General features: G+C 55.2%; 20 protein-coding genes. 10 read left to right on the top strand and 10 right to left on the bottom strand.

Annotation, left to right across the window (positions count from 1 at the left end):
* The first annotated feature begins 60 nt into the window (after positions 1–60).
* The gene (locus LG301_RS08950; RefSeq protein ID WP_404470733.1) at positions 61–762 is read left to right on the top strand and encodes a YoaK family protein; all 702 of its coding nucleotides are present in this window, start codon (positions 61–63) and stop codon (positions 760–762) included.
* Between the two features lie 175 nt (positions 763–937).
* Here the strand turns inward: LG301_RS08950 and LG301_RS08945 are convergent, their stop codons facing one another.
* On the bottom strand, positions 938–2,806 hold the full coding sequence (locus LG301_RS08945) for a putative bifunctional diguanylate cyclase/phosphodiesterase (protein WP_404470732.1): 1,869 nt from the start codon (positions 2,804–2,806) through the stop codon (positions 938–940).
* A 276-nt stretch (positions 2,807–3,082) separates the two neighbouring features.
* On the opposite strand from LG301_RS08945, the gene LG301_RS08940 reads away from it, so the two are divergent.
* On the top strand, positions 3,083–3,874 hold the full coding sequence (locus tag LG301_RS08940; RefSeq protein WP_404470731.1) for a 2OG-Fe dioxygenase family protein: 792 nt from the start codon (positions 3,083–3,085) through the stop codon (positions 3,872–3,874).
* A gap of 222 nt (positions 3,875–4,096) precedes the next feature.
* Here the strand turns inward: LG301_RS08940 and LG301_RS08935 are convergent, their stop codons facing one another.
* Positions 4,097–4,627: a PadR family transcriptional regulator gene (locus LG301_RS08935; RefSeq protein ID WP_404470730.1), complete on the bottom strand. Its 531-nt coding sequence runs from the start codon at positions 4,625–4,627 to the stop codon at positions 4,097–4,099.
* Between the two features lie 122 nt (positions 4,628–4,749).
* On the opposite strand from LG301_RS08935, the gene LG301_RS08930 reads away from it, so the two are divergent.
* Positions 4,750–5,121: a DUF2306 domain-containing protein gene (locus tag LG301_RS08930; protein WP_404470729.1), complete on the top strand. Its 372-nt coding sequence runs from the start codon at positions 4,750–4,752 to the stop codon at positions 5,119–5,121.
* Between the two features lie 187 nt (positions 5,122–5,308).
* Here the strand turns inward: LG301_RS08930 and LG301_RS08925 are convergent, their stop codons facing one another.
* Positions 5,309–6,220, bottom strand: coding sequence for an alpha/beta hydrolase (locus tag LG301_RS08925; protein ID WP_404470728.1), 912 nt, complete (start codon positions 6,218–6,220; stop codon positions 5,309–5,311).
* A 128-nt stretch (positions 6,221–6,348) separates the two neighbouring features.
* On the opposite strand from LG301_RS08925, the gene LG301_RS08920 reads away from it, so the two are divergent.
* Both LG301_RS08920 and LG301_RS08915 read left to right on the top strand, forming a co-directional pair.
* Positions 6,349–7,371: an acyltransferase family protein gene (locus LG301_RS08920; RefSeq protein WP_404470727.1), complete on the top strand. Its 1,023-nt coding sequence runs from the start codon at positions 6,349–6,351 to the stop codon at positions 7,369–7,371.
* A gap of 163 nt (positions 7,372–7,534) precedes the next feature.
* Positions 7,535–7,915 (top strand): DUF4168 domain-containing protein, encoded by a 381-nt coding sequence (locus LG301_RS08915; RefSeq protein ID WP_404470726.1) that lies wholly within the window; start codon positions 7,535–7,537, stop codon positions 7,913–7,915.
* Positions 7,916–8,162: 247 nt separating this feature from the next.
* Here LG301_RS08915 and LG301_RS08910 read toward each other — a convergent pair whose 3' ends face one another.
* The 4 genes from LG301_RS08910 to LG301_RS08895 form a co-directional block, all read right to left on the bottom strand.
* Positions 8,163–9,980: a diguanylate cyclase gene (locus tag LG301_RS08910; RefSeq protein WP_404470725.1), complete on the bottom strand. Its 1,818-nt coding sequence runs from the start codon at positions 9,978–9,980 to the stop codon at positions 8,163–8,165.
* 398 nt (positions 9,981–10,378) lie between these two features.
* On the bottom strand, positions 10,379–11,341 hold the full coding sequence (locus LG301_RS08905) for an ABC transporter substrate-binding protein (protein ID WP_404470724.1): 963 nt from the start codon (positions 11,339–11,341) through the stop codon (positions 10,379–10,381).
* A gap of 71 nt (positions 11,342–11,412) precedes the next feature.
* The gene (locus tag LG301_RS08900) at positions 11,413–12,660 is read right to left on the bottom strand and encodes a TauD/TfdA family dioxygenase (RefSeq protein WP_404470723.1); all 1,248 of its coding nucleotides are present in this window, start codon (positions 12,658–12,660) and stop codon (positions 11,413–11,415) included.
* Positions 12,661–12,739: 79 nt separating this feature from the next.
* On the bottom strand, positions 12,740–13,708 hold the full coding sequence (locus tag LG301_RS08895) for a GlxA family transcriptional regulator (RefSeq protein ID WP_404470722.1): 969 nt from the start codon (positions 13,706–13,708) through the stop codon (positions 12,740–12,742).
* Between the two features lie 378 nt (positions 13,709–14,086).
* Between LG301_RS08895 and LG301_RS08890 the strand changes: the two genes are divergently transcribed.
* Positions 14,087–15,298 (top strand): GGDEF domain-containing protein, encoded by a 1,212-nt coding sequence (locus LG301_RS08890; RefSeq protein ID WP_404470721.1) that lies wholly within the window; start codon positions 14,087–14,089, stop codon positions 15,296–15,298.
* 72 nt (positions 15,299–15,370) lie between these two features.
* On the opposite strand, the gene LG301_RS08885 is transcribed toward LG301_RS08890, so the two are convergent.
* Both LG301_RS08885 and LG301_RS08880 read right to left on the bottom strand, forming a co-directional pair.
* Positions 15,371–16,963, bottom strand: a complete 1,593-nt coding sequence (locus tag LG301_RS08885) for a GMC family oxidoreductase N-terminal domain-containing protein (protein ID WP_404470720.1) — start codon at positions 16,961–16,963, stop codon at positions 15,371–15,373.
* 13 nt (positions 16,964–16,976) lie between these two features.
* Positions 16,977–17,507 (bottom strand): hypothetical protein, encoded by a 531-nt coding sequence (locus LG301_RS08880; RefSeq protein ID WP_404470719.1) that lies wholly within the window; start codon positions 17,505–17,507, stop codon positions 16,977–16,979.
* Positions 17,508–17,671: 164 nt separating this feature from the next.
* Between LG301_RS08880 and LG301_RS08875 the strand changes: the two genes are divergently transcribed.
* The 3 genes from LG301_RS08875 (at position 17,672) to LG301_RS08865 (ending at position 20,764) form a co-directional block, all read left to right on the top strand.
* On the top strand, positions 17,672–18,073 hold the full coding sequence (locus LG301_RS08875; protein WP_404470718.1) for a DUF2784 domain-containing protein: 402 nt from the start codon (positions 17,672–17,674) through the stop codon (positions 18,071–18,073).
* 90 nt (positions 18,074–18,163) lie between these two features.
* Positions 18,164–18,760 (top strand): LemA family protein, encoded by a 597-nt coding sequence (locus LG301_RS08870; RefSeq protein ID WP_404470717.1) that lies wholly within the window; start codon positions 18,164–18,166, stop codon positions 18,758–18,760.
* 24 nt (positions 18,761–18,784) lie between these two features.
* Positions 18,785–20,764 (top strand): M48 family metallopeptidase, encoded by a 1,980-nt coding sequence (locus LG301_RS08865; RefSeq protein ID WP_404470716.1) that lies wholly within the window; start codon positions 18,785–18,787, stop codon positions 20,762–20,764.
* 13 nt (positions 20,765–20,777) lie between these two features.
* Here LG301_RS08865 and LG301_RS08860 read toward each other — a convergent pair whose 3' ends face one another.
* Complete coding sequence (locus LG301_RS08860) at positions 20,778–22,712, bottom strand: DNA topoisomerase III (protein ID WP_404470715.1); 1,935 nt, start codon at positions 22,710–22,712, stop codon at positions 20,778–20,780.
* 188 nt (positions 22,713–22,900) lie between these two features.
* Between LG301_RS08860 and LG301_RS08855 the strand changes: the two genes are divergently transcribed.
* A complete protein-coding gene (locus LG301_RS08855) occupies positions 22,901–24,148 on the top strand; it encodes an ABC1 kinase family protein (RefSeq protein ID WP_404470714.1) in 1,248 nt (415 codons plus the stop codon).
* Positions 24,149–24,236: the final 88 nt, after the last annotated feature.

Genomic DNA, 24,236 nt, shown 5'->3' with positions numbered 1-24,236 from the left:
TTAGTAAGGGTGTGCTGGAACCAGCTACCATGTTTGCTCCTCGTTGCTTGAGTCTTTGCTATGCCATACGACCTCCCATCTGCCGAAAAATCCGCGCCGCGCTCTGGCTTAGCGTGGGTGGCTTGTGGTGGCTCACTGCTGGCTGGAACAGCCGGCTATGTAAACGTCGTTATGCTCGGCTTCTTCGCGGTGCCGGTCAGTCACATGACAGGCGCAGTATCGCGGCTGAGTATCGACACGGGTACCGCCGAGGGGCTGGATTTCCTGCTGATTAGCTCGATCTTGGCGGGGTTTGTAATCGGTGCTATTGCCTCCGGGGTTATCATCGGTCATGCGACGTTAAAGCCAGGTCGACGTTATGGTGTTGCCCTATTACTTGAGGGGATGCTGCTTGCGCCCGCAACGGTGTTCGCGATCCAAGAGATGATAGTGGCTATACCGCTTGCTGCTACTGCGCTAGGTTTGCAAAATGCAATGGCAAGCAGCTACCGGGGCCTTGTTCTACGAACCACGCATGTTACCGGCATTGTGACAGACATCGGTGTTCTGATCGGCCATCGGTTGCGTGGGCGCTACGTCAAGACCTGGAAAGTGAGCCTTCTCATAGCAATTCTTATAGCGTTCTTTGTTGGTGGAGTGCTCGGCATGCTCGCCTTAACGTGGCTAGGGTTGGCAGCGCTAGGTATTGCTTCTGCCGGTTGCTTGGTGGCGGGGTCATTCTATTTGCTCGCGCAGAGATTCAAAGGGCAACAGGCCAGATAAGGTTATTTCTCAATGAGGACATAAATATTATAAAAAGCTTAATGCCCGCTTTTGGCTGATAACGGCAGTCCAGCCAAGGCCACAGGTTTAGTCATAGCGATCAACGAGTATTGGGGCGTTTATAAGGTTAGGGTATGGCAACCCCGCTGGATTGCACGCCAAATCACAACAAGCCTCAGCTCGACAGCCCTTTGTGACTGGGCACAAAACCGCTCAGCAAGCGGTCGATTTCCTTGGCAGGCATCGGGCGGAAGAAGAAGAACCCTTGGATGAGATCGCAATGCATGTCACGCAGCAGTGACAACTGTTCGGCGTTCTCGACGCCCTCGGCCACGACCTCTAATCCCAACCGATGACCGATGAGGATGGCGCCCTCCATGATGGCCCGATCCTTTGGCTGTGTGGGAGCATCTTGGATGAAGGAGCGGTCGATCTTCAGGGCGGTGACGGGAAAGTGCTTGAGGTAGCTTAGGGAGGAGTAGCCGGTCCCGAAGTCATCAAGAGCAATGTGAAAACCGCGATGATAGAGGCGCCGAAGGTCCTCAATGACGGTCTCGTCTGCTTCAATCAGGACATTCTCGGTCAATTCGATGCCGATATCTCGCGCTGCTAAGCCGTGACGCTGTAACGCGTCCTCGAAGCGCTTGAGGGCATCAGGACGCACCAGTTGGCGCCCCGAGACATTGATGTCGATGCGGTGCTCATGAAATCCCTTGGCACGCCATTCCACCTGCTGGCGGCAAGCCTCTTCGATGACCCAGTCGCCCAGACGATGAATCAAACCGGAACGCTCGGCCAGCGGGATAAACTCGCCAGGCGAGATCGTCGGGCCATCGGCAGGCTCCCAGCGTATTAAGGCCTCGAGATTCTCTATTCGTCCACTGGCCGCCGAAACCTGGGGCTGGTAGTGGAGGGAAAATTCACCGTTATCCAGAGCTTCCTCAAGTCGCGCCAAGAGATAGTGCTGGCGAACCAGCTCATCATGGAGCTTCTGTTGGAAGAAACGTACCGCACCCCGTCCCTCCAGTTTGGCACGATTCTTGGCAACATCGGCATTACGGATCAATTCGCGTGACGATTCACCGTTCTCGGGAAATAGCGCTACACCCAGGCAGGCCGTGACCTGACGCTCCCGCTCATCCAAGACGAAAGGTTCGCGAAAGACATTTTGGACATGACGAACGACCCGTCTGACATCGGGGGCCAAGTGGACGCCGGGAAAGGCCAGCACGAATTCATCGCTAGAGACACGGGACACTAGGTCAGTGGTGCGCTGGCACTCTTTCAGTCGCCGCGTCAGCTCAATGAGCAGGCGATCGCCCTGGTCATAGCCCAGAGCATCATTAATTTCGACGAAGTGATCGATGTCTAGGTAGAGGGTGACAAGACCATGGCCCTGGCGTCGACAGGCGTCCAATAGGCTGTCCAGGTCGACCTCAAAGGACTGGCGGTTCGGAAGATGAGTGAGCCTGTCGAAATGGGTGGCGAATTCTAGATCGCGGTGGGCGCGCTTTTGGCCAGAAAGATCGACATCAACGCAGAATAATAAGGGTGAATCGGTGTGCTCATTGAGCATCAGATGCTGTGAAAAAACCGATACCAGTTCACCGGTTTTGTGTTTGAGCTCGAGTTCACTGGCGGGTATGGCGACGCCTTCTTCGATCCAGGCGCTATGTGCCTGGATCACTCCGTCACGCATGAAGGCGGGTATGATCAGGTCTTCCAATAACTGACCCTGTGCTTCCTCAGCGGTATAGCCGTACAGACGAGTGCTACCCTCATTCCAGTAAATCACTCGCCGATCGCGGTCATACCCCTGAACGGCTACCTTTGGCAGGCTCTCCAGCAGGGCGCGGAATCGTTGCTCACTTTCCAAATACTGACGGCGTACTATCTCGGCTTCTTGTTTGTCGGCGTCGTGCGCATCAATGCCAGCCGTTGAGGATGTGTTAGGTCCATTTGTCACGAGCGTATCGGAAAACTTCCTGCGGTTCCTCTTCAGGCGTTCCGAATCTTTGTGATGTCGGGAGTCGCGGATATTCATAGAAACCACCTAAAGAAAAACGCTAATAAAACACTAGCAAGAATCCTCACCATGCCAGCATTAGGCACTTTGTAATGATTACCCTACACCTATTGGTAGGAGATATTCTACCTATATACGTTCTCAACGGTTTGATTCTTGTTTCAACAAAATCATTCTTTTTTAATACATTTTTTTGACATATCCCAACAAATCTTCTCATTTTCTTCCTGTTGGTCGTGGTGTTGACCACAGCCACACCGGGCAATTCCGCCCAGTCAACAGGAGAATACCCCCATGAAACTCGATACTTTCAAACACGGTTTTGGCCTGCCCTCTATGCCTGCCGATTCCCTTGCCGAGTATTGGCATCCGGGAGTGAGCGAGGCGTTGCGGCATCAGGATTGGGCGAAAACCGATATTCGGGAGCGAATCGATCTGGCCGCTTGGCAGGGGTTTGTCGCTGACCTGTCGCGCGACCCTTATGTCAACCTTCGCTGGAAGCGGATGTCATGGCTCGCTTTGAATGATCAGGGAGACGTAGAAGAGATGGGCCAGTGCCCCATGGCCCAGGGAGGTGCCTTTAACGATGCTGAAAGCATGGCGGATCGCCTGCGGTACTATGATCCGCTGACGGAGGAGTTCTTAGCACGCCCCGATGTAAAGGCTTTCGTCCGCGCGTGGGCAAAGCTTTGGAGTATCGGTGCGCACGAACCCATTCTCATGCAGATCACTGGGGTTCGCGGGGAAGGCAGCGTCGACCCCCTTCAGGGGCAGGGAATTCATGCTGATGGCTGCAAGGCACTCAGCATTTTGGTCCTCAATCGGGAAAACGTGGCGGGTGCCGAAAACCATCTCTACGCAGACAAGGCTGGCATGCAACCGTTGGTCGATATCACCCTGAATCCGGGGGATATCCTTCATCTGCGCGATGACCGGTTATTCCACAGCGTCGACGGGATCGAACAGCTCGACAGCGAGGCACCCTTCGAGCGGTTTATCATCATCATTAACAGCCGTTTCGTGGACGACTTCCAGAACCGAATGTTGCGTCGCCACTTCCCGGAAGCGGTTCTTAATAAAAGCTAAGGACACGCTCGTTAAATTGAGAACCTAGCAACATCAACGCCCTCGGAACTCCGGGGGCGTCTTGATTGTGCGCCTACTAGCGTTTTTGCCAAGCTTGGTGCAAAGGAAAGTGCTAGCCGACGGTATAACGGTGCAGCGGTTAGCGAATCACTCGAAACAGCGCTGGCCACGGCAGCGCTCCCATAACCTCTGCCTACACGCGGGAGCCGAGTTTGAAAGTAGTTATTCGCCTTCCTCCATTACTTCATCGATCCACTCCACCCATGTTTCCGTAAGTCGCCGGCCTAGCCGCAGCGTATGCCAAGGCGCGCGCTGGGCGGGCGTTAGTGCCTGTGGGTCGCTGAACCACTCCCGTTCGATGGCGGCGTAGGTCTTCAGGCGCTGGCTGAGCTGGTTGCGCAGGGTAGCGAGTTCTTCGTGTTTTGCGTCGGCGGGCCAATGCTCCCAGGCGAAGAACTTGGCGAACAACGGCTGGCGAACGGGGTTGGCGGCCAAGGGTTCGGCGAGCCAGATGTCCAGAGCCTGCTGACCCTCATCAGTGAGCTGGTAGACCTTGCGGTCGGGGCGTTCGTCCTGGGGCACCGTCTCACAGATTAGCAGGCCATCCCTGCGCATTCGGTCGAGTTCGCGGTAGAGCTGCTGGTGGCTGGCTTGCCATACATGGGCCAGGCCAGCCTTGAAGCGCTGCAGGATGTCGTAGCCGGTGCCGGGCTCACGCTGCAGGGTGATCAATATAACGGCGCGCAGGGACATGGGGGACCATTGCTTTTGGAAAGTGATATGCACATGGTTGCATATCAAGCAGGGCGGAGCTAGCCTTATGCAACAAGTTGCATTTCAATATCGATCAGGCAACGTGATCTTCGGAGGTCTCCATGGCGTTCACTCTGCATCTCTATACGTCTTTCTTTGCCTTGGGGCTTGGGGCTATCCTGCTGCTCGCGCCTAAGGGTAATGGCCCACACCGGTTGATGGGCGTTGTCTGGGTGCTGGCCATGGCGCTTTCGGCACTCAGTTCCTTCTGGTTGGGCGGCGGTGTGCTAACGCTGGTCGGGCATCTGGGCCCCATTCACCTGCTGTCGCTATGGATGCTGGTGGCCCTTGCCGTCGCCATGAAAGCCATCTTCAAGGGTAGGGTGTCGCAGCATCGCGATTGGATGCGAGGAGCGTATCTTGGGTTGGTCGGTGCCTTTATTGGCACGTTGGCTCCGGGGCGTTGGGTCGCGGCTCAGCTGGGCTTATGGTAAACGCTTCACTTGGCTGGGTAGCGATGGCAAGACATAAGCTGTTGTTTCTCCATCAAGTGGAAGTCAAAGAGTGGCTCACTTCACACCTGCTGTTGGCTAATTTCATTAATTTCTTCGGCCCTGATCACTTTTTAAGCGTGTCAAAGGGGAGCTAACGCAAGTTCAGTATGCGCATCCAGCGCGATGTTTATGGTGATGGTGCAGTCGGCACAGGCGACTGTAAATAGCGAAACATAAACTTTAAGGCGGGGGCGAGACTCGCCCGCCAAACACGCCAAGTATGCCCGCCTGAAAACACTTCCAAAGGGGCTTGGCCAGGTTGGTGCGGCATGAGAGCGGCCTGCAAACGGCGTGCATGGCTTAGCGCATCATAAACATCGCGGTTGCCTGCGCTTAAGTAAAGCGGCACCACCTGCTCCTGATTCAAATAGCTGTCCAAATGATGGGTGTAGTTAAGACTTTGCCAGAGGTCTTCATCAAATTGATCGTTTTTGTCTAAAAAAGCCGGATGCTCACGCGCCGTTGAATTAAGTGGAGGCAAGGGGTGATAGCTGGCGGGACTTAACGCCGCTGCCGCTGCGAAGAGAGCCGGGTTCTCAAGCGCAAGATTGACACTGCCATACCCCCCAGCAGAGAACCCGCCAATGCCGCGCCATTCCCGCTCAGGGACAACCCGCCAGAGTGCTTCGATATGGGGCATCAAATCATTCAAAAATGCCGTGCGTGCTGCTTCGTTATGTCCATCGACCCACCAACTTTGGCTGCCAGGCATGACAAACACGGCGGGGGGGATATCCCCACGGCGGATGAGCCGGTCGGCTATCTGTTTGAGTGCTCCATGGCTAACCCAGTCACGATGGTTACCAAAAGAGCCGTGAAGTAGATAGACCACCGGATAGTCGAGCCCTGAATCGTAATAGCCATCAGGCAGATAGAGCGTGTAGTGGTAGTAACGTCCCAGCGTTTCAGCCTGGAAGCGGTGGTGGGTTACCTGGCTAGCCAGTACTGTAGGCGGCAATAACAGCGTAAAAATGAGAAGTAAGAGAAGGAAGAGGGAAGAAATAGCGTGCGGTCGTAGGTACCATAGTGTGGTCTTCATACCTGATCCTCATCGTTATCCAATGCAGCACCTTGCCAGCCTTAAAGGAATTTGTGCGGCGACGACGTGTCCGACAGCGCGTTAGAACGTGATGTTCCCCTTAGATCAGCACAAGAGGAAACCCGGCCATGCAACGCATTGAGGAAATTTACTGGCTACGTGCTTACGGTTGTTTGGCCGTCTTCTTTTTTCATCTTCTAGATCATCTGGAACAGCACGCTGATTCCTTGATACTGAATTTGGCACGTATTCCCACCGTACTCGGTACGCCAATTTTTATCTTCATCTCGATATTTTTGTTCTCTGCTCGCTATGGGGGCAACATCCCTGATGGCTTTGTAGGTAATCGAGTGAAATACGTAATGCTGCCCTATCTCGTTTATGGGCTGGCTTACTCTGTGGCGGAGTTTATCCGTTTGCGAACCCACGGTATCGATGAAGGCATTTGGGCGATCCTGCAAGACTACCTTTTGTTTGCTGGTTGGCACGGTTACTTTTTAATCATTGCCGCGCAATTCTATGTCTACTACTGGCTGTACGGGCGTTTCAATCTGGCCCGCTGGTTGCCGGCTACACCGTGGCTGTTGATCGGGAGTCTGATCAGCATGGGTTGGTGGGGGTACTGGCAGTGGAAAAGCACGTTGCCGCCCGGCTACCTGCACTGGATTGCGCCGTTGGGCTGGCTTTATCTGTTTTTTCTCGCGCTTGTATTGGCGCGGTACTACGGTGCCACATTCAACAAGCGACCACGCTGGATGGTAGAACTTGCGCGGCCGTATGGGTTAATTGCCATGGTAAGTTTGGTCGTGCTGCTCTCGCAGCCTGGCTGGTTGCACTACTCCTCCAAAGAAGTCTGGGTAGTGCCGCTGTTTTTGCTGTTTATACTATGGATAATGAAATACCTAAAAGGGCGCCGTGCACCACCGCTGGTTAGGCGTCTTAACGAGTTTTCTTTTGGTATTTATCTCGCCCATCCGATGTTCTTTAACCTCGTAGACTCACTAGGCATTGGTGAACGCCTATCCCCAGTGTTGTATGCCCTCGTACTGGCAGTGGTCGGTATGGTGGGGTCTATAGGATGGAACCTGATAGTTAATCGCTGGCAGTGGGGTGGGCTGCTGTTCGGTAAGCGAATGCAGCTTGCTAGATGACATGCAGCAGCATTTTGTGTCGCTTTGATACTTTTGCTAACAAAAACGGCGGAACTCATATTTCCATGCTGCATCATATGCTTGTCCGTAATCGGGCATGCATCCATATATTTAGATTACGACACACGTACGGTTACAAAAAATTAAGGAAAACGGGGTATCTATGAAACAGCAAAAAATGTATGCGCTTTTAGCCGCCGCACTGCTGAGTATTGGTGTGACGACCTCTGTTGCCCAGGCCCAACAAGATGCAGGGGCTCCCGAGGCCGCACAGATGAATAGCGCAGATGTTTCTGATGCTCACCTTGAGCAGTTCATCGAGGCATCTGAAGAGGTTGCGACGATTTCTCAGGAGTATACCGAACGCCTAAGCACGGCTGGAGACGAAGCAGATCAGCAAGCATTGCGTGTAGAAGCTAATGAGAAAATGATTGAAGCTATCGAGGATAGTGGCTTGGATGTCGATACCTTTAACAACATCGGTCAAACAATTCAGCAAGACCCTGAGCTAATGTCGCGTGTACAGGAAATGGCTGAGTCATAAGGGTAGATATTTGAATATGGATGTTAGGGATAACGTCTAATTTTTACGCTCTTCCTTGAGTTTCTTCAGAGTCAGCAGTAAAACATTCTCGCCCAAACATATGGGCGAGAATGTCTATGAAAGTAACTTTCTCACTTTGCCTTATCTAATAAAAAATGCGTTATTTTTATAACAGTGTTACCGCCTCATTAGGCAATCCTCTCGCCGCACACGCAGTTAAATGTCCAAAAGCCCTGATAGTTTTTGTTTATTGTGATAACGGCGCAAACACAATGCGGTTCTTTCCGTTTTCCTTTGCCTCGTACATGGCGCTATCGGCTACATGTAACCACTCATCTGGACTTTGACCTTTTTGCTTCAATGCAACGCCAATACTGGCTCCGATGATGATGGTCGGTGTGTCTTTAACATGGATAGGGGCGGAAAGAAGTTCCAGCAGTTGCTGAGCGCGACGCTTAATCGTTTCTTCGTCAGGCAAGCAAGCCATTAAGACGACAAATTCGTCGCCTCCTTGGCGTACGACGAGATCCTCTTGACGTGATTGCTTGCACAACCGCTCAGCTACTTCCACCAGCAGCATATCGCCAACGTCATGACCATATGTATCGTTAATAGGCTTGAAGCCATCCAGATCTATGAAAAATAGGGCATCAAGCGTTGCAGCATTATCCTGTTCACGCCTAGCTGGCGTAAGCTTCTCCTGCATGAATTCTTCAAGCCTGCGTCGATTAGCCAATCCTGTAAGGTTGTCGTGAAACGCTTCGTACCGCAGACGTGCTTCGCGCTGACGTGATTTTGTGACATTGTCGATGGATATAACGGCACCCAAACTCTTGTTTAAAAGTTCAATGGGTTTGACGCGTAACACCACTGAGATCAATGTGCCGTTGCGATGGTAGAGGTTTGTTTCGCGAAACTCTGCTAACTCACCTGCATGAATAGCGGCGAGGACAGGACATTCTTGAGCATTGTGTGCGTCACTGGCTGCTATGCCTGATGCTTGCGGCACGGTCGGCACGTGCAAAGCCATATGAAGGTTTTTGCCTTGTAGCGACAACGCATCCCAGCCGGTGATTTCTAGCAGATGTGAGTTTGCATAAAGCACGGTGCCATGTTTATCCACTATGCAGACGCCATGTTCGACGAGCTGAAGTACCGTTTGCACTTCTTCAAGTAAGGCTTTGCGACGATCAGTTTCTTGATGGTATTTGCGAACCACCCAGATAATCCCAACACTAATAACCAGTAGTATGGAAAAGCTTAACACCAGATTTAACAACATAGATGGGAGCACGCTCCTCCAAGGGAGAGTGGCTTCAATTGTTAGACGGTAGTCTGGCTCTATTTGTTGGGCGTTAACAAACGCACTGGATAGAGGATGATGCGTCTGTTCCAAAGGGTGCTGGCTGATTACTGAGTCGTTGGCACCTGTTAATCTTAGGAAAATCCCTGTTGACTGGCTAAATTGTTCGAGCCAACGGGAGATCTCTCCCATTTCTAACATAGCAATCAAAATTTTGGAGTTTGACGTATCGTCGATGCCGTAGCTAACGAGAGAATATGTCGGTGTACTCTCTGCGCCGGGTTCTGGAGCATAAAAACGTGCCTGCGCAAGACCATTTGCATGTTCTTGAATAAAATCACGATTAGCGATGGCCAGCATTTTTTCACGCTCATGGGTCAGCCCCGCTGAGGAAATGCGACGCCCTTCAGCATCAATAATGGCGAGCATTACAACATTTGGTAGTGCATCGCGGGCAGTTGAAAGCGCAGAATAAATATCAACCGGTCTTGCCCTAATGGGCGTGTCTAGAGGTGCAGATAAACCTGCTTCAGTATCCTCATCTGCATAGGCAAAATTATCTGCAAGCTCACTTAAGCTGGCATCTACCTGGCGAAAAAAAAGCTGGGAACTTGTCAGAATAGATGACAAATGATTATCAATATATGCCTGGTGCTGCCGTTTTGTTTCAAAGAAACCAAGGGTGATGGAGATGCTATATAACAGCCATATAAAGACCAGAAGACCTATCAAACGATGAGACGAAGTTGCGTGAGAGAACATTAATGGCTCACCCATATTGTTGGCAAAGATAGCCGAATTTTTACACAAAGCATGGGTGTTGATGTGATTTGGCTTTGGAACGGCGCAGCGTATAAAGCATAACAGTAGTTATACAGAAAATTCAAAAAACTTGGACAAAAAGTCTGACCTATTATATTGGCATCAACATATCTTCAATTTTAGAGGCTGAAATCAAAGCCCTTTCCATTGTGAGCAAATATAAACACCTTTTTAAAAAATTGCCCCTGGCTGATATCTGGCCCTTGGCCGCAGCGCAAGCGGCTCTGGTTGGGTGGGTGACCAGCCGCATAAAAATCTAAATTAATAGTGTGATGGTATGCGCTTTCTTTAAGAGTGCCTCTGATAGCGCATACCATCGTTTGCTAACCGCGCTCTTCTTATTCGCGCATTAGCGTTTGCTCGACAGCTTCCCAGCCGGGTTCACCATGGCGTGTGGTCACGCCGTCAAGAAAGGCCTGAACACGCTCGCTGTTGTTACGTATCCATTCAAGCGCGACCTGTTCTGGCTCATTCTCTTCATAGCTGAAGCCGTAAATCATTGCGCTTTGATCATCGGCAGTGAAGGTGATTTGATCCAATAGGCGCGTGGCGTTGGGGTTTCCCTCCGAAAACGCAGTGGTGACCAAGGTTTTGACATCGCTTCTGCCACCTCCGTCGCCCCAGATATTCTCGGGATCGTCGAGATACTCAATGTCGTATTCGATGTTCATCCAGTGCGGGGTCCAACCGGCAAACACCACCCACTCATCACGGCTCATGGCATCCGCAGCGGCACTTAACATGCCAGGTGTTGAGGTTTCAGAAAGCCTCCATTCCTCCAAGCCATACACATTGTCGTCCACGGCGGCGTTGAGCAAATCACTCATGCCGGAGCCAACTTCAATAGAGTAGATGGTGCGGTTAACGCGCTCGGCGAATTCCTCATCGGCAAACTGTTCAGCGGAGGTGAAGCCCGCCTCGTAAGCATAGGTCGGAACGGCAAAACCTAACCGCGCTCCATCGACATTATTGCCCAAATCTACGATTGTTCCGCGCTCCAGGGCGGTTTCGTACATGCCGTTTTGCGCAGGCAGCCAAGCTGCCATGAAGGCATCAATTTCACCCTGGTTCATGGCTTCATAGGTAATGGTGGAACCAAGCTCCTGCTGGCGAACGTTGTAACCCAAGGTTTCTAGGAGTTGCGCAGTCAACGCGGTTTTGACCGTTACGCCGGGCCAGGCGGGCACGGCGAAGCGAACGGTGTCGGCGTCATCTTGAGCGAAGGTGGGTGCACTCAACAGTACAGATGAGAGCAGTACGCCACTGATCGGGATAGCGCTAAACCAACGCGAGCAAGTCATAGGAAGTTCCTTTGTTGTAAAGACCCTATGAGACTACCGTGCCTTGGGCAGAGTGGCTAGTTGGCACTTGCTTAGACCATGGCCGAGCTGGCCTGGGTGGGGCTGACACTAGCAAGGCGTTGCTGAGAGGCGCGCCTCACCATCCGGTAACGCGAGCGAATTTCATCGCGTTCCATGTAGCAACCTTGCAGCCAGCGATGACCGCTCGTGCCTTCGAACGCATCGCGGGCGTGGAGAAGTCGGCGGTTATCGAAGATCACCAAATCGCCTGGCTGATACGTGAAGCGAATGGCGAATGCAGGGTCGTGCAGCATTTTCTGAAGAACCATTAGCGCTTCATAAGCGGGCTCTACGTCCTCAAAACGCGTTTGCAGCGGCCCACGTAGGAAGTCGGCGATGCGAACTTCTAACAGCTCGCCGCGCTCATCAAGACGAATCATCGGCGAGTACCAGACGTAATCAGTGGTCTTGGCGGTATTCGCAAAGCACCAACGTACCTGGGTAAGCGTGGTAAAGGTGTCCGGGTGGCGCTCGCGCAGTGCCTCGGCCACCGCAAACCCATCTAGCATTACTGCCTCGCCGCCTTTCACGCTGTTTTCCAGGCAGTGGAGCATTTGCATACCCGGCTGATACTCCCGAGTGGGTAGGTCGACATGTGGGGGCAGGGCGATGGACGTGTAAGCGTTGGAATCCGGGTTCGGTTTGGCTTTCACGTTGAACAGCAGGCCGAAGTTGGTGGGCCTTACGGGGCCGATGCGCTGCGCAATCGCTTCGAGTGAGCCGGGTTCAATAGGCAGGTTGCGCAGGCGCACCAACCCCTTGCCCAATATGCTGGTAAGCGCAGGGGCGAGAATCGCCTCTTCCTCCTTACTGCCCGCTTCGGTGTCCAGCAGGCCGGTGGCGTCCAAGATGTCTGGGCCATCTTCTGAGTCTCGCTGCCACGTCGTGACCGGTACAAGCGGAGCTTCTGGATCGTCAGCGTTGTCGTAGTCGTGCGCTCGCAGCCAGCCAGGGTGGAAGCGCAAGTGCCGTCCTTCGGGCGCGAAATCAACGCACAGCGCGCCGGCTTCATCAATCTCGGCGCCGGTAATCTCAGGCCAGCTAGTCAAGGTGGAGAGATCAAGAATACGTTCGCGCGTGGCCGGGTTGACGGTTGTTTCGTCGGCCGCGTTTTCGCGTAGCCAGATACTGTGGTAGCGGCTCTCACGGCCGTCGCTCCAGGAAACCGTTAGCAGGCGTGGCTTGAAAGACACTTCGTGCAGCTGAGCTTCAACAGGCCACACATCGTAATCAGGGGTGAGGGGAAGGGATTGAGTCATGTGGCGCTCCTAAGCGATAAGTGATGACGCTTAGGATGCCGGTTAGGTGGTTAGGCTGCGCAGCAGGATTCGACAGAAACTATGCATAATTCGACACTGCCTGCTGGCGTAACTGGCGAGGCGTGGCGCCGTAGCGGTGGCGAAAGGCGCGGCTGAAGCTCGAAGGAGAGGCAAAGCCACAGGCCAGGCTGATATCCATAATGCTATGCGGCGTTTCACACAGCAGCCGATAAGCGTGATCTAAGCGCCGAGCTAGGTAGGTTTGTTGGGGGGACATCGCTAAATGTCGGGCGAAAAGGCGGTCGAGACGCCGCCAGGTAATGCCAAGTTCGTGCGCCAGCGTGCGGATACTAAGCGGCGACGCCAGATTCGCCTCCATCAAGGCAATAGCCTGTTGAAGCATCGGCTCGTGCAGCATCGCGGGGTCGCGCTGACGGCTGGCCGGACGACGCCCCTGCACATGAATGAGCTGGGCGCGCACCTGTTTGGCGAGCGCGTCACCGTGCCGTCGCCGGATGAGGTCGAGGCTCATGTCGATAGCGGCACTGCCGCCAGCGCAGGAGAAACCCTCCTCGGTAATCTCATAAATCGACTCCACAGCGTCCACTCGCGGAAAGCGGGTGCGGAAGTCTGTCAGGCATTCCCAGTGCAGGGTCACCGTTTGATCATCAAGCAGGCCAGCGGCAGCAAGCGCGTAGCAGCCGGTATCGATACCGCCAAGCACGCATCCGTCGCGGGCGCGCTCCCGCAGCCAGCTAATGAGTTCGTCATCAAGGCCATTCTCAGGCTCAAAGCTTGCGCAGACTGCCAAGCTAGGCACCTCAAGGGCAGCGCGAAGCGAGCTATTCACGGCGAGTGTCATGCCGTTAGAGGCCGTGACGGGTTCGCCATCGCGGCTGATCAAATGCCACTCAAACAGCGGGCGTCCGTTGATGCGATTGGCAATGCGTAGTGGCTCAATCGCAGAGAAGAACGCCACCATGGCGAAGCGCGGCAGAAGCAAAAAACCAATGTGCTCGGGTATCGTATCGGGAGGCTTAAGTCTCATCGTTGTCAAGAAGGCATAGGAAAGCGGCGCTCTTGGAAGCGTTAAATCGTTTAGTCCAAAGACGTAAATCGCTGAGTGTGCCACACAATGGTGAGCGCAGTCGTGCCTTGGTGTCCATCAGATACTCAAGGGGCGTGTGATGCGCTTGAGTTCTAGGTAGGCATTCAGGCCGGCATTGGCGGGCTTCAAGTGAGCTAGGCGCTGGAACGTTGGCTACGCTGCGTGCACAAACAACCTTTCTCGTATAAAAATACGACTTCCTTAACAAAAGTGGCTTTTAATACCCGTCTAAACTATAAGAATACATAGCGTTGACCGATTGGTAAGTGTGACAACTTAAGAACAAGTGCGGTGTTACTTCACGGGGAGAGTAGGACGTTGGCGTTACAAAAACAGCAGAACCAAGTGCACTGGTTGACTGGCCAATTTTGCGACGCTTACCAGGAGTTGGGGTATCGCCAATCCATACACCAAAGCGTAAGAGCCGAGTTCAGCCTTGCGGTGAACGTGGCGGCCTTTGTGTTTGGGATGTTCACAATTGCCGATTACTACCTGCTGGGCCTGAGCAGAGAGTTCTATCTGCTGCTAGCGATGCGCATGGTGGTGGTAAGTACCTGTTTAATCGTTGCCTTTGCGGTAAAGCGCTGGGGTGGCACCGACTACCGCCCGTGGCTTCACGCCCTGCCGCTCTGGGTAATCGCCACAGGCATTATTTTGATAGTACCGCTGCGCCCTGAAAGCATCTCTACGCAAATTACCGCTGTCGTGGTTGCGACCATGGCGTTTTACCTTCTGATCCCTAATTTGTTAACCGTCGTGACGGCGGCCAGCCTTTATCTAAATATCGGCTTTTTAACGGCGGCGGTGCTGTTTGCCGGGCTGGCTCCTATTCCTACGCTGCTGGTCTCACTGCTGCTAATTATGGGGGTGGTGGTAGGCTTCGGCGCTTTACTACGTTTGGAAAGCCTGCAGCGTAAGCAGTATGCGTTGTTGCATGAAGAGCGAGATCAAAACCGTCAGCTCCATCAAGAGATTGCGCACCGGAAATCGCTGGAGGAGCAGCTAAGAGTGCTCGCAGAGCGAGATGCACTCACCAGTCTCAACAACCGTGGTCACTTTATACACCTGGCAACAAAGTTACTGCAGCGCTCCCAATCTGAAAACGCACCCTTTAGCTTGCTGATGATCGATATCGATCACTTTAAGCACATCAAAGACACCTGGGGGCATAGTTATGGGGATTGGGTGCTGACCACGATAGCCAAGACCTGCGAGCAGTCGCTGCGCCCGGGAGATGTCATCGGGCGGTTTGGAGGGGAGGAGTTTGTGGTCGCTTTGCCCAACACTACAATCAGCGATGCGCAGCTAATCGCCGAGAGATTAAAACAGCGGGTTGCCGAGCTTTCACGGGCAGAAGGTATGCGCCCACTACTATGCCCAAGCGTGACGATAGGTGTGGCAACAACGCAGGCTGAAGATACCGATCTTGATGCCTTGATTAAGAGTGCTGATGAGAGGCTTTATGTGGGTAAGCGCAGCGGCAGAGACCAAGTGGTGGTATGCGACGCGGGTGTAAGAAACGACAATTAAGCCTTGAGCAAGACACCTTGCAGTTGCTCGTCATGGCCCCGTGCATGTTTGGCTAGCGCCGCACGTGTTTGGTCATGCAGTAAGCTCATCGCGTAGCTCACTGGCTAAGCGACCTACCAAGGCGTAGATCGAGAGCTGGGGGTTGGCGCCAATGCTGGTGGGAAATAAGGAGCCGTCCAGAATAGACAGGTTGCTGATGTGGTGATGGCGGCCTTGGCTATTGGTGACTGCCCGCTGCGGATCTTCTCCCATGGCGCAACCGCCCATTACATGGGCACTGGCAAGGCGCACATCGTGAAGACGGTAGCTAAGCTGTTCAATTTGAGCTTGGTACTCAGCTAAGTTGCGGCTTAAGCGACCATGGGCGTGTACCGGCGCAACAGCGATGGCACCTGCGGCAAACTGAATTTCTCCCATCGCCAACCAGGCCCGGCGCACGGCTTGCCAAAGGAAGTCGTTGAGCGGGTAATCCAGCGTTGGGCTACCGTCCTTACGCAGGATAACGGTGCCCCCGGTGCTCTGCTCATGAAACCCATCGCGCATTAGCGCAATCATCAGGTTGCTATAAGCCAGTTGCTCCATGCGTGCCAGGCTTTGCGAACCATGCCCGCCCAGCAGCGCTGCAGTGATACTAGGCTGCATAGGCGGCACTTCTAGCTTAAACCCCATGGGCCCGGTCGTGCCCTGCGCCCACTGAAACTGGTCGGAGTAGATCGATTGTGGCGCGCCATAAAAGCCATCAATACGGTGATCAAACTGGGCAAAAGAAAAATTGACCGGGTGTAGAAACGTGCGTTTGCCCAGCCGGTTGTAAGGGTCGGGTGCCTGCGATCGCAGCAGTAGGGCGGGGCTATTTATACCGCCGCCTGCCAAAATCACATGGCCCGCACGTAGGGTAATAGAAGCGCCGTCTGCTTGGTTTAGCGTGGCGTTCATGGCGCGTGCCTGCACGCCGCTCACTCGGTTGCCGTCAAATATCAACCGTTCGGCGCGTAGCCGGTGTATGAGCCGAGCGCCCGCGTTCAGCGCCGCCGGGAGGCTGGTTACCAGCATAGACTGCTTGGCATTTAGCGGGCAGCCCGTGCCGCAATAACCCAGGTTGGCGCAGCCACGCACATTGCGCGGTATCGTTGCCCAGTGCCATTCCAGTTGTTCGCAGCCTGATTTGATGACGTCGTTATTGGCATTGGGCGGCACTTGCCAGGGGCTAATGCCAAGCTGCTGTTCGGCCTGTTCAAACCAAGGCGCTAAACTCGCGCTATCAATCCCCTTGACCTGATGAACGTCTGCCCAGTGCTGCAGCGTAGCATCTGGGGTGCGAAAACTGCTGGTCCAGTTCACCGTGGTAGAGCCGCCCACGCTGCGGCCTTGCAGTATACCAATGCCTCCATCTTGTGTGGTCCGCGCTGCTCCCTCTTGGTAAAGCTCGGCATAGGCGTTGGCTTCGTCGCCTTTGAAGCTGGTAGAGGTAAACAGGCCGCCTTCCTCAATGATGAGTACGCGTAGACCCGCTTCTGAGAGAGTGCGCGCGCTGGTCGCGCCGCCGGCGCCGCTCCCTATAATCAGGACATCCGCGCTGAACTCGGCGCCACTGGTGAGCGTGGTGGCATCGGTGACCTGCCAGCCTTGGGCGATGCCTTGGGTATATAGGTCGGGAATCGGCATGGTGGTGTCCCCATCAGAAAACGGGCGGGCCGGGATAGCCAGTGTGTTCCCAGGAGGCCGGTAACGCATACCACGCCATTAATAGCAGCTGGCTTAAGGCAGCATGGCCCTGGCGTAATAGGTCGAAGCGGCTATCGCGCCAGCGTTCGAGAAAATGCACGACCTGGGCCGGCTCGGCGTTTTCCCAGTGGCCCCAAATGCCCGTCAACGGGCCGCGGGTTAACCGCATGCTCAGTAGGTCAAGCAGCTCATACACATCCTGGTGCACGTGGGTCGACATATAAGCCAAGCTTTCATCTAGCCGCTTTAGGGCGGCCGGTAGATGGGCGGGCATAGCGGGGTGTGCGCCAACAAGTGCAGGCAAAATAGCGCCTAAGATGGGTAGGTCGCTGCTACGCAGTATGCGGTAGTCAGTTGCTGGCTCGCTGCTGCTACAGCCTGTCAGCGTGGCCGTTACACCCACGGTGGTTAGCGCTACGCTTGTGACAGCGCCCAGCTTGAGCAGCTCGCGACGGCTTAACCTAACCTGGGTGGTCGAGGGCATGGTTTATCTCATCTATGCGGCTTAGCCACTGTTGTTGTTATATCAGCCAATAACCTAGAGTAACCGTGTTAGCCCGTCAATTGGATGAAGGTTGCCAACGCCGGAGGCAGCGCTAAAGCGTAAACAAGCTATCTCGGCTATTTAAGAGGTTAAGCATACGTTCTATGCCATCCTGGTTATTACTGCAGCTTGCTGACGCCATCCTCATTATCCACGTGCTGTTTGTGGCCTTTGTGGTGTTAGGTTTGGTGGCGATCTATGTCGGTTATTTTCTTAACTGGCGCTGGGTGCGTCGCCGTATTTTTCGGGTCACCCACCTTTGCGCCATCGGTTATGTCGTAGTGCAGTCCTGGTTAGGCATGGTGTGCCCATTAACCACGTGGGAAATAGCGCTTCGCGCTGAAGCGGGGGCAGGCACCTATTCAGGCTCCTTTATTCAGCACTGGCTGCATCGTTTTTTGTATTTCACTGCGCCAGAGTGGGTATTTGTGCTGATATATAGCCTATTTGGTAGCTTGGTGGTGGCAAGCTGGTTCGTGGTGCGGCCACGCTCACGCCGTCGCTAGTACGTTTAAAGCGCTTAAGTGCTACTATTTTTGCTAATGGAATAGCCACCCCGTTGCACTCTCGTGCTCTCGCTCAACGAAGGAAGAATTATGTCGATTACGCTCATTGTTGTCTTGGCGATTCTCGCCGCTCTTGTGTTCTATGTGGTTGCCATCTACAACCGCCTTGTGGCATTGCGAAACCGGTTCCAGAATGCCTTTGCTCAGATTGAAGTGCAGCTGAAGCGCCGCCACGACTTGATTCCTAATCTGGTGGAGACGGCAAAGGGCTACCTCAGCCATGAGCGGGAAACGCTGCAGGCGGTGATTGAGGCGCGTAATACGGCGTCGGCGGGCTTGAAAGCGGCTGCTGAAAACCCAGGTAGCGCCAAGGCGATGGCTGATTTAGGCGGGGCTGAAGGCGCGCTGACACAAGCCATGGGGCGGCTTAATGTGGTGATGGAAGCCTATCCAGACTTGAAAGCCTCGCAGAACATGCAGCAGCTCTCCGAAGAGCTCACCAGTACTGAAAACAAAGTGGCGTTTGCGCGCCAGGCATTTAATGACTCCGTGATGCACTACAACACCTACAGGCAGAGTTTTCCCCAGGTGGCGGTGGCCGGCATGTTCGGCCATGGCGAAGATGCTGCGTTGCTAGAGTTTGAAGACAGCGCCCAAATTCAGGTGGCGCTTAAGGTGTCGTTCTAAGTAACCGCGGAGTGGACAGGGCTAATGGATTTTTTTACTGCACAGGATCACGCTCGCCGCAAAACCGGTCACTTGGTTGTTTTACTCGTACTGGCCGTGCTCGCCCTAATTATTGTCACCACGCTGGTCGTTGTCCTTACGCTGCATTTTATGGGGGGAGAGCAATCCGCTGCCCAAACGGATCTTTCGGTTGACGGGGTAATGTCCGCTTTATCCCTCGAGCTGGTGGCGGGTGTGGCAGCGGCGGTGATTGTTGTTGTGGTGCTAGGTGGGTTGTTCAAGCAGCACCAGTTAAGCCGTGGCGGCCGGGCAGTGGCGGAAGCGCTGGGTGGGCGCGAGATCAATCTAAATACTCGCGATGCTGACGAGCGCCGAATCCTCAATGTGGTGGAAGAGATGGCCATTGCCTCAGGCACGCCGGTGCCCTTGGTTTATGTGTTAGAGGAGGAGGGCATTAATGCCTTTGCGGCAGGCTATCGGCCCAGCAGTGCGGTCATCGGCATTACCCGTGGGGCGATTCGCCACTTAAACCGCGACGAGCTGCAAGGCGTGGTCGCCCACGAGTTCAGCCATATTCTGCACGGTGACATGCGGCTGAATATTCGCCTGGTGAGCATATTGCACGGCATCCTGTTAATTGGCCTGCTGGGCGGAACACTGCTGCGCAGCATGCGTTTTCGTCGAGTGGGCGGCAACAAGCGTGATAACTCAGCCATTGTAGTGCTAGCGCTCGGGGCCTCGTTAATGCTGATCGGCTACGCGGGCACCTTTTTTGGTAATTTGATTAAATCAGCAGTCAGTCGGCAGCGGGAATATTTGGCTGATGCCTCTGCCGTGCAATTTACCCGTAATCCCAAAGGTATCGGTAATGCACTGGTGAAGATTGGCGCACATGCGCAAGGATCTAACCTGCAAGCGTCCCATACGGCAGAGTTCAGCCATCTGCTCTTCGGCCAGGGGTTGCGGTCAGGGTTTACGCAACTGATGGCGACCCACCCGCCACTTAACGAGCGTGTCCAGCGGGTAATGCCTGACTGGAATGGCCGCTTCGAAGTCGAAACGCCCCCGCAACAGGCCGAAAGCGACACCTCAAGCGCAGAAAGTCAAGCACGGCCGGGAGCCGGGTTTAGAGCGGGTATTCGAACAGGCACGCAAGATGCTGATATGGCCGGTGCGGGCGTCATCTCGGCTATATTAACCGGCGATTCTGCGCAAACCGCCATTGGCGCCATGGGAAAGCCCGATCAACGCCACCTAGCGCATGCGCAGTCAGTACTCAACGCCTTGCCAGCACCGATAAAGGAAGCTGCCCATGAGCCTTATACCGCCCGTGCGCTGATCTACGCGCTGCTGTTAAGCGATGAGCAGGCGGTGCGAGAGCATCAGCTAAAGGCGTTAGAGCAAGCGGCCCTGCCTGATGTGTACCAAGCATTACTGGCGTGTGGGCCCGAGGTCTCAAGGCTGGATGTACACCTGCGGTTGCCGCTGATCGAGCTGACGCTACCCGCGTTACAGGCACTTTCCAACGAGCAGGGCCAGCACTTTCGCCTCTGTATGGAGCGGCTGATTGATGCGGATGGCAAAGTCAGCCTGTTTGAATGGACGCTCTACCAGCTGGTGTTAAACAACTTGGGTGAACAGCATGGCGGGCCTTCTAATCTGAAGTTAAGCGACCTTAAAGTGGAGTGCCAGCAGCTCCTCGCGGTGCTGGCCGCCGCCGGGCAGGATGACCCCGCTGAAATTAGCGCCGCGCTGACAGCGGCTGGGAATGAGCTGCCTTTTGACTTGGCGGAGGTGGAGGATGTCAGCGACATGCAGGCACTTAGCCTCGCCGTTGAGCGCTTGCGGCGCCTGAAGCCGTTGCACAAGCCAGCCTTACTGCAGGCCATGGCGCGCTGTATTGAGCACAGCGGACGCATTCTGCCTGCCGAGGCGGAGCTGTTCCGGGCAATGGCCGATATCCTCGATTGCCCCATGCCGCCGCTGCTTTCAGACGAGGCTTAGGCGTCCATCGCGTTTAAACGCTTTTTGGCTTTCTTGCGGTGCGCTTTCTGGTCGTTGTGGTTTTTCTTTTGGTATAGCTTTTCTTGGTTGCCGCACCGCGCTTTGCGGGCGCGGCGGCTTCGCCTTGGGCGGTTTGCAGGCTGTGGCGCAGTTTGGCCGCGTCGCTTTGGCTTAGTAGGACGCGTAAGTCTTCCAGCAGCGCGTGCTGAAATGCGCCGGGGTCGTCTTGCTGTTCGGCAATCGCCCGCAGGCGCTGCTCCCAGAGGGCGGTGCGTTCCGGCGTGCTTACCGCGCTGGGCAGGGCGGCGATCAGCGCGCAGCCGAGTTTGGTGGCGCGTAGAGCTTTTTGCTGGCGCATCAGGTAGCCGCGCTGCACCAGGGTTTCAATAATGCCTGCGCGGGTGGCTTCGGTGCCCAGGCCATCGGTGTCGCGCAGGGTGCGGCGCACCTCCGGGTCGTCCACATAGCGGCCAATGTTCATCATGGCTTTGATTAGGCTGGCATCGGTGAACGGTTCTGGCGGTCGGGTCTCTTTTTCCTCCACACCTGCGCCGAGTGCTTGGCAGGCTTCGCCTTGGGTGAGCGGCGGTAGCGGCGGGGTGTCTTCGCGGGTGGTAAACAGCGGCTTCCAGCCGGGATCGAGAATGCTTTGGCCGCGAGCACGGAAAGCTTCATCCAGCAGGGTGAACTCGGCTTTCACTTCAAAGGTGCGCAGCGGGCGGTAGAACTGCGCCATGACGTTGCGCACAATCAGCCGAAACACATGGCCTTCGGTGGCGGAAAGCTGGCTGAAATCGGCGGGCTTGCCGGTCGGTGCCAAGGCGTGGTGCGCGCCGACCTGTTTATCGTTCCAGGCTTTCGAGCGCAGAGTAAAGTCGGCTCCGTTGAGCCACCCGCGTAGGGTGTCGTCGTTCTGGCAAGCACCTGTGAGGCTGCGTTGGGCAAGTGCTAGGTGCTCTTCCGGCAGGTAGCGGCAGTCTGAGCGGGGGTAGGTGATCAGCTTGTGCTGTTCGTATAGCCGCTGGCAAATATCCAGCACCATCTGCGCGGAAAGCCCAAAGCGGCGGGCGGCATCCACCTGCAGGGCAGAGAGCGAGTAGGGTAGCGGCGGCGCTTGGCGCTTCTCTTGCTGGTCTAATGTGGTGAGCGTGCCGCGTGCGCCGGGTAGTTGAGCGGCTAGGGCGTCCGCAGGCGTGCGGTCAATCAGTCGTCCTTGTTCATCCAGGGGTTGATGCGCCTTAGGTGCCCACCAGGCACGCAGCTGGCCTTGCGCCACCTGTAAATCTACCCAAAGCGGGTAAAAAGGGTGGGGTTTAAAATCGCGAATGGTGTTGTCCCGCCGCACAATCAGCCCCAATACCGGGGTTTGTACGCGGCCTACCGAGAGCACGCCATCGTGCCCGGCTTGGCGGCCGGTGAGCGTCCAGGCGCGGGTTAAGTTAATCCCGTAAAGCCAGTCGGCCCGAGAGCGCGCTTGGGCCGCCTGAAACAGCGGCTGAAACTCGGCATTCGGCCGCAGGCTGGCCAGCGCACGACTTACTGCCGGGCGGTTAAGGTCACTGATCAATAGTCGCTGTACCGGGCCACGGTATTTCAAGTGCTCGATGACTTCTTGCACCAGCAGCTGGCCTTCGCGGTCTGGGTCGCCTGCGTGGATCACGCTGGTAGCCTGCTTCATTAGCTTACGAATTACTGCGAGCTGGCCGCGGGCTTTAGAGCGCGGGGCCAGTTGCCACGTGCCGGGCACAATGGGCAGGCGGTCCAGCCGCCACTGTTTATCAGCGGGGTCGTAGGCTTCCGGTGGGGCTTGTTCCAGCAGGTGGCCCAGGCACCAGGTCACGGTGGTATCGCCGCAGATGATAGCCCCTTCCTGACGTTTGCCGGCGCCAGGCAGAGCCTCGGCGATGGCGCGGGCGAGGCTGGGTTTTTCGGCGATAATCAAGCGCATACGGTGTGGCCCTGGCAGCAGTCAAGAAACAGTTGTCATGGTAGCAGAAGCCATCCTGTGGTTTGAGCGCTCAGGCGTGAAAATGTATACAGCTGATTGAAAGGTGTCGCGCTAATTTTGTGCGTATAGTTTTTGTATAAAATTGCTGGATTGAGTAAGCTGACACAAACCATTGGGAGGCAGTTTCCATGCGCGAGCGCGGTAGAACACGACGTTTACTGGGCCTGGGTGCCCGCACAGGGGGTGCCCTGTTAAAAACGCGCCTGGGCGGCCAAGCGGATTGGCGGGCCTTGGGTGAGGCGCTGTTTGAGGGGCTTTCAGAGCTGAAAGGCCCGGCGATGAAGCTGGCGCAGATTATGTCTCAGTGGGATGACCTGCTGCCTCCCGATCTCGCCAACGAACTTGCCCGCCTGCAGCGCCAAGCCGAGCCAATGCCTTGGCCGAAAATTCGCGAAGCGCTGGTGCTACAGTACGGCGATATTGACCAGCACTTTCGCAACATAGAAGAGCGCCCCTTTGCCAGCGCGTCCATGGGGCAGGTGCACAAAGCGGTGACCCACGAAGGTGAAACCGTGGTGCTTAAAGTGCAGTACCCCGGGCTTGCCGAAGTGTTAGAAAGTGATCTCAAGCAAGTGAGGCGAATAATGGGCCTGGGGCGCTGGTTTAAAGTCCCACAAGCGCGGCTGGATGCGCTCTTTGAGGAGTTAGCCGCCGGGCTACGGGATGAGTTGGATTATCATGCCGAGGCCGAGGCGCTGGCGCGTTACCGGGAGCGCTACCAGGACAATCCCGCCCTGGTGATCCCTGAACCCCTGTTTGAGCTGTCTGGACAGCACGTATTGGCGATGCGTTTTGTAGACGGCACCCCGCTGCGCGATCTAGAGAGTACTGATGATGCCACCCGTCAAAAAGTAGCCGTAGCGCTGGCGGATTGGATTACAGAAGAACTCTTTACCTACCGCGAACTGCATGCCGATCCCCATGCGGGGAACTTTGCCTGCGACGACCAGGGTCGCTTAGTGATTTACGACTTTGGCGCCGTGATTCCCGTCCCTGAAGCGCGGCTCAAAGCCATGATGCAGCTTCTGGATGCCACACTGGCGCAAGACCCGATGGCCATGGATGACGCCTTGATGAAGATGGGGGGCCGCCAAGGGCAGGGCGCGCCACTTTCGCTGTATAAAGAGTCCGCCGATTGCGTATCGCCGCTATTCGCTCCCGGCGAGCAGGACTTCAGTGATGTACGGGTGCATCGTCGTTTGCGGGAGCTGACACCGAAGGTGTGGGCCGCCATGGATCGCCTCCAACCCCCAGCGGATACGCTGCTACTCTCCCGGGCGTTGAACGGCCACTACTGGAACTTGGTGCGTCTTAAAGCGCGTTTAGATATGCACACCCGCACTGAACCGTTGCTAAAGTGGGCCCGCTCGGCCTAACGATTGCCGCTGCGATCACATTGCCACCCATGTTAGACTATTGCGCTTTTCAATTGGGTTCTGAAGATCCATTGGGCTTTTAAGGGCG

The organism is Vreelandella venusta, assembly GCF_044809155.1.
GTDB classification, from domain to species: domain Bacteria; phylum Pseudomonadota; class Gammaproteobacteria; order Pseudomonadales; family Halomonadaceae; genus Vreelandella; species Vreelandella venusta_B.
This window is presented reverse-complemented; position numbering and strand designations above follow the sequence as displayed.

What these genes read in the sequence shown, in the direction of transcription:
- LG301_RS08950 (WP_404470733.1), top strand. Translation starts at nt 61, where the DNA reads ATGCCATACGACCTCCCATCTGCCGAAAAATCCGCGCCGCGCTCTGGC.
- LG301_RS08945 (WP_404470732.1), bottom strand. Translation starts at nt 2,806, where the DNA reads ATGAATATCCGCGACTCCCGACATCACAAAGATTCGGAACGCCTGAAG.
- LG301_RS08940 (WP_404470731.1), top strand. Translation starts at nt 3,083, where the DNA reads ATGAAACTCGATACTTTCAAACACGGTTTTGGCCTGCCCTCTATGCCT.
- LG301_RS08935 (WP_404470730.1), bottom strand. Translation starts at nt 4,627, where the DNA reads ATGTCCCTGCGCGCCGTTATATTGATCACCCTGCAGCGTGAGCCCGGC.
- LG301_RS08930 (WP_404470729.1), top strand. Translation starts at nt 4,750, where the DNA reads ATGGCGTTCACTCTGCATCTCTATACGTCTTTCTTTGCCTTGGGGCTT.
- LG301_RS08925 (WP_404470728.1), bottom strand. Translation starts at nt 6,220, where the DNA reads ATGAAGACCACACTATGGTACCTACGACCGCACGCTATTTCTTCCCTC.
- LG301_RS08920 (WP_404470727.1), top strand. Translation starts at nt 6,349, where the DNA reads ATGCAACGCATTGAGGAAATTTACTGGCTACGTGCTTACGGTTGTTTG.
- LG301_RS08915 (WP_404470726.1), top strand. Translation starts at nt 7,535, where the DNA reads ATGAAACAGCAAAAAATGTATGCGCTTTTAGCCGCCGCACTGCTGAGT.
- LG301_RS08910 (WP_404470725.1), bottom strand. Translation starts at nt 9,980, where the DNA reads ATGTTCTCTCACGCAACTTCGTCTCATCGTTTGATAGGTCTTCTGGTC.
- LG301_RS08905 (WP_404470724.1), bottom strand. Translation starts at nt 11,341, where the DNA reads ATGACTTGCTCGCGTTGGTTTAGCGCTATCCCGATCAGTGGCGTACTG.
- LG301_RS08900 (WP_404470723.1), bottom strand. Translation starts at nt 12,660, where the DNA reads ATGACTCAATCCCTTCCCCTCACCCCTGATTACGATGTGTGGCCTGTT.
- LG301_RS08895 (WP_404470722.1), bottom strand. Translation starts at nt 13,708, where the DNA reads ATGAGACTTAAGCCTCCCGATACGATACCCGAGCACATTGGTTTTTTG.
- LG301_RS08885 (WP_404470720.1), bottom strand. Translation starts at nt 16,963, where the DNA reads ATGCCGATTCCCGACCTATATACCCAAGGCATCGCCCAAGGCTGGCAG.
- LG301_RS08880 (WP_404470719.1), bottom strand. Translation starts at nt 17,507, where the DNA reads ATGCCCTCGACCACCCAGGTTAGGTTAAGCCGTCGCGAGCTGCTCAAG.
- LG301_RS08875 (WP_404470718.1), top strand. Translation starts at nt 17,672, where the DNA reads ATGCCATCCTGGTTATTACTGCAGCTTGCTGACGCCATCCTCATTATC.
- LG301_RS08870 (WP_404470717.1), top strand. Translation starts at nt 18,164, where the DNA reads ATGTCGATTACGCTCATTGTTGTCTTGGCGATTCTCGCCGCTCTTGTG.
- LG301_RS08865 (WP_404470716.1), top strand. Translation starts at nt 18,785, where the DNA reads ATGGATTTTTTTACTGCACAGGATCACGCTCGCCGCAAAACCGGTCAC.
- LG301_RS08860 (WP_404470715.1), bottom strand. Translation starts at nt 22,712, where the DNA reads ATGCGCTTGATTATCGCCGAAAAACCCAGCCTCGCCCGCGCCATCGCC.
- LG301_RS08855 (WP_404470714.1), top strand. Translation starts at nt 22,901, where the DNA reads ATGCGCGAGCGCGGTAGAACACGACGTTTACTGGGCCTGGGTGCCCGC.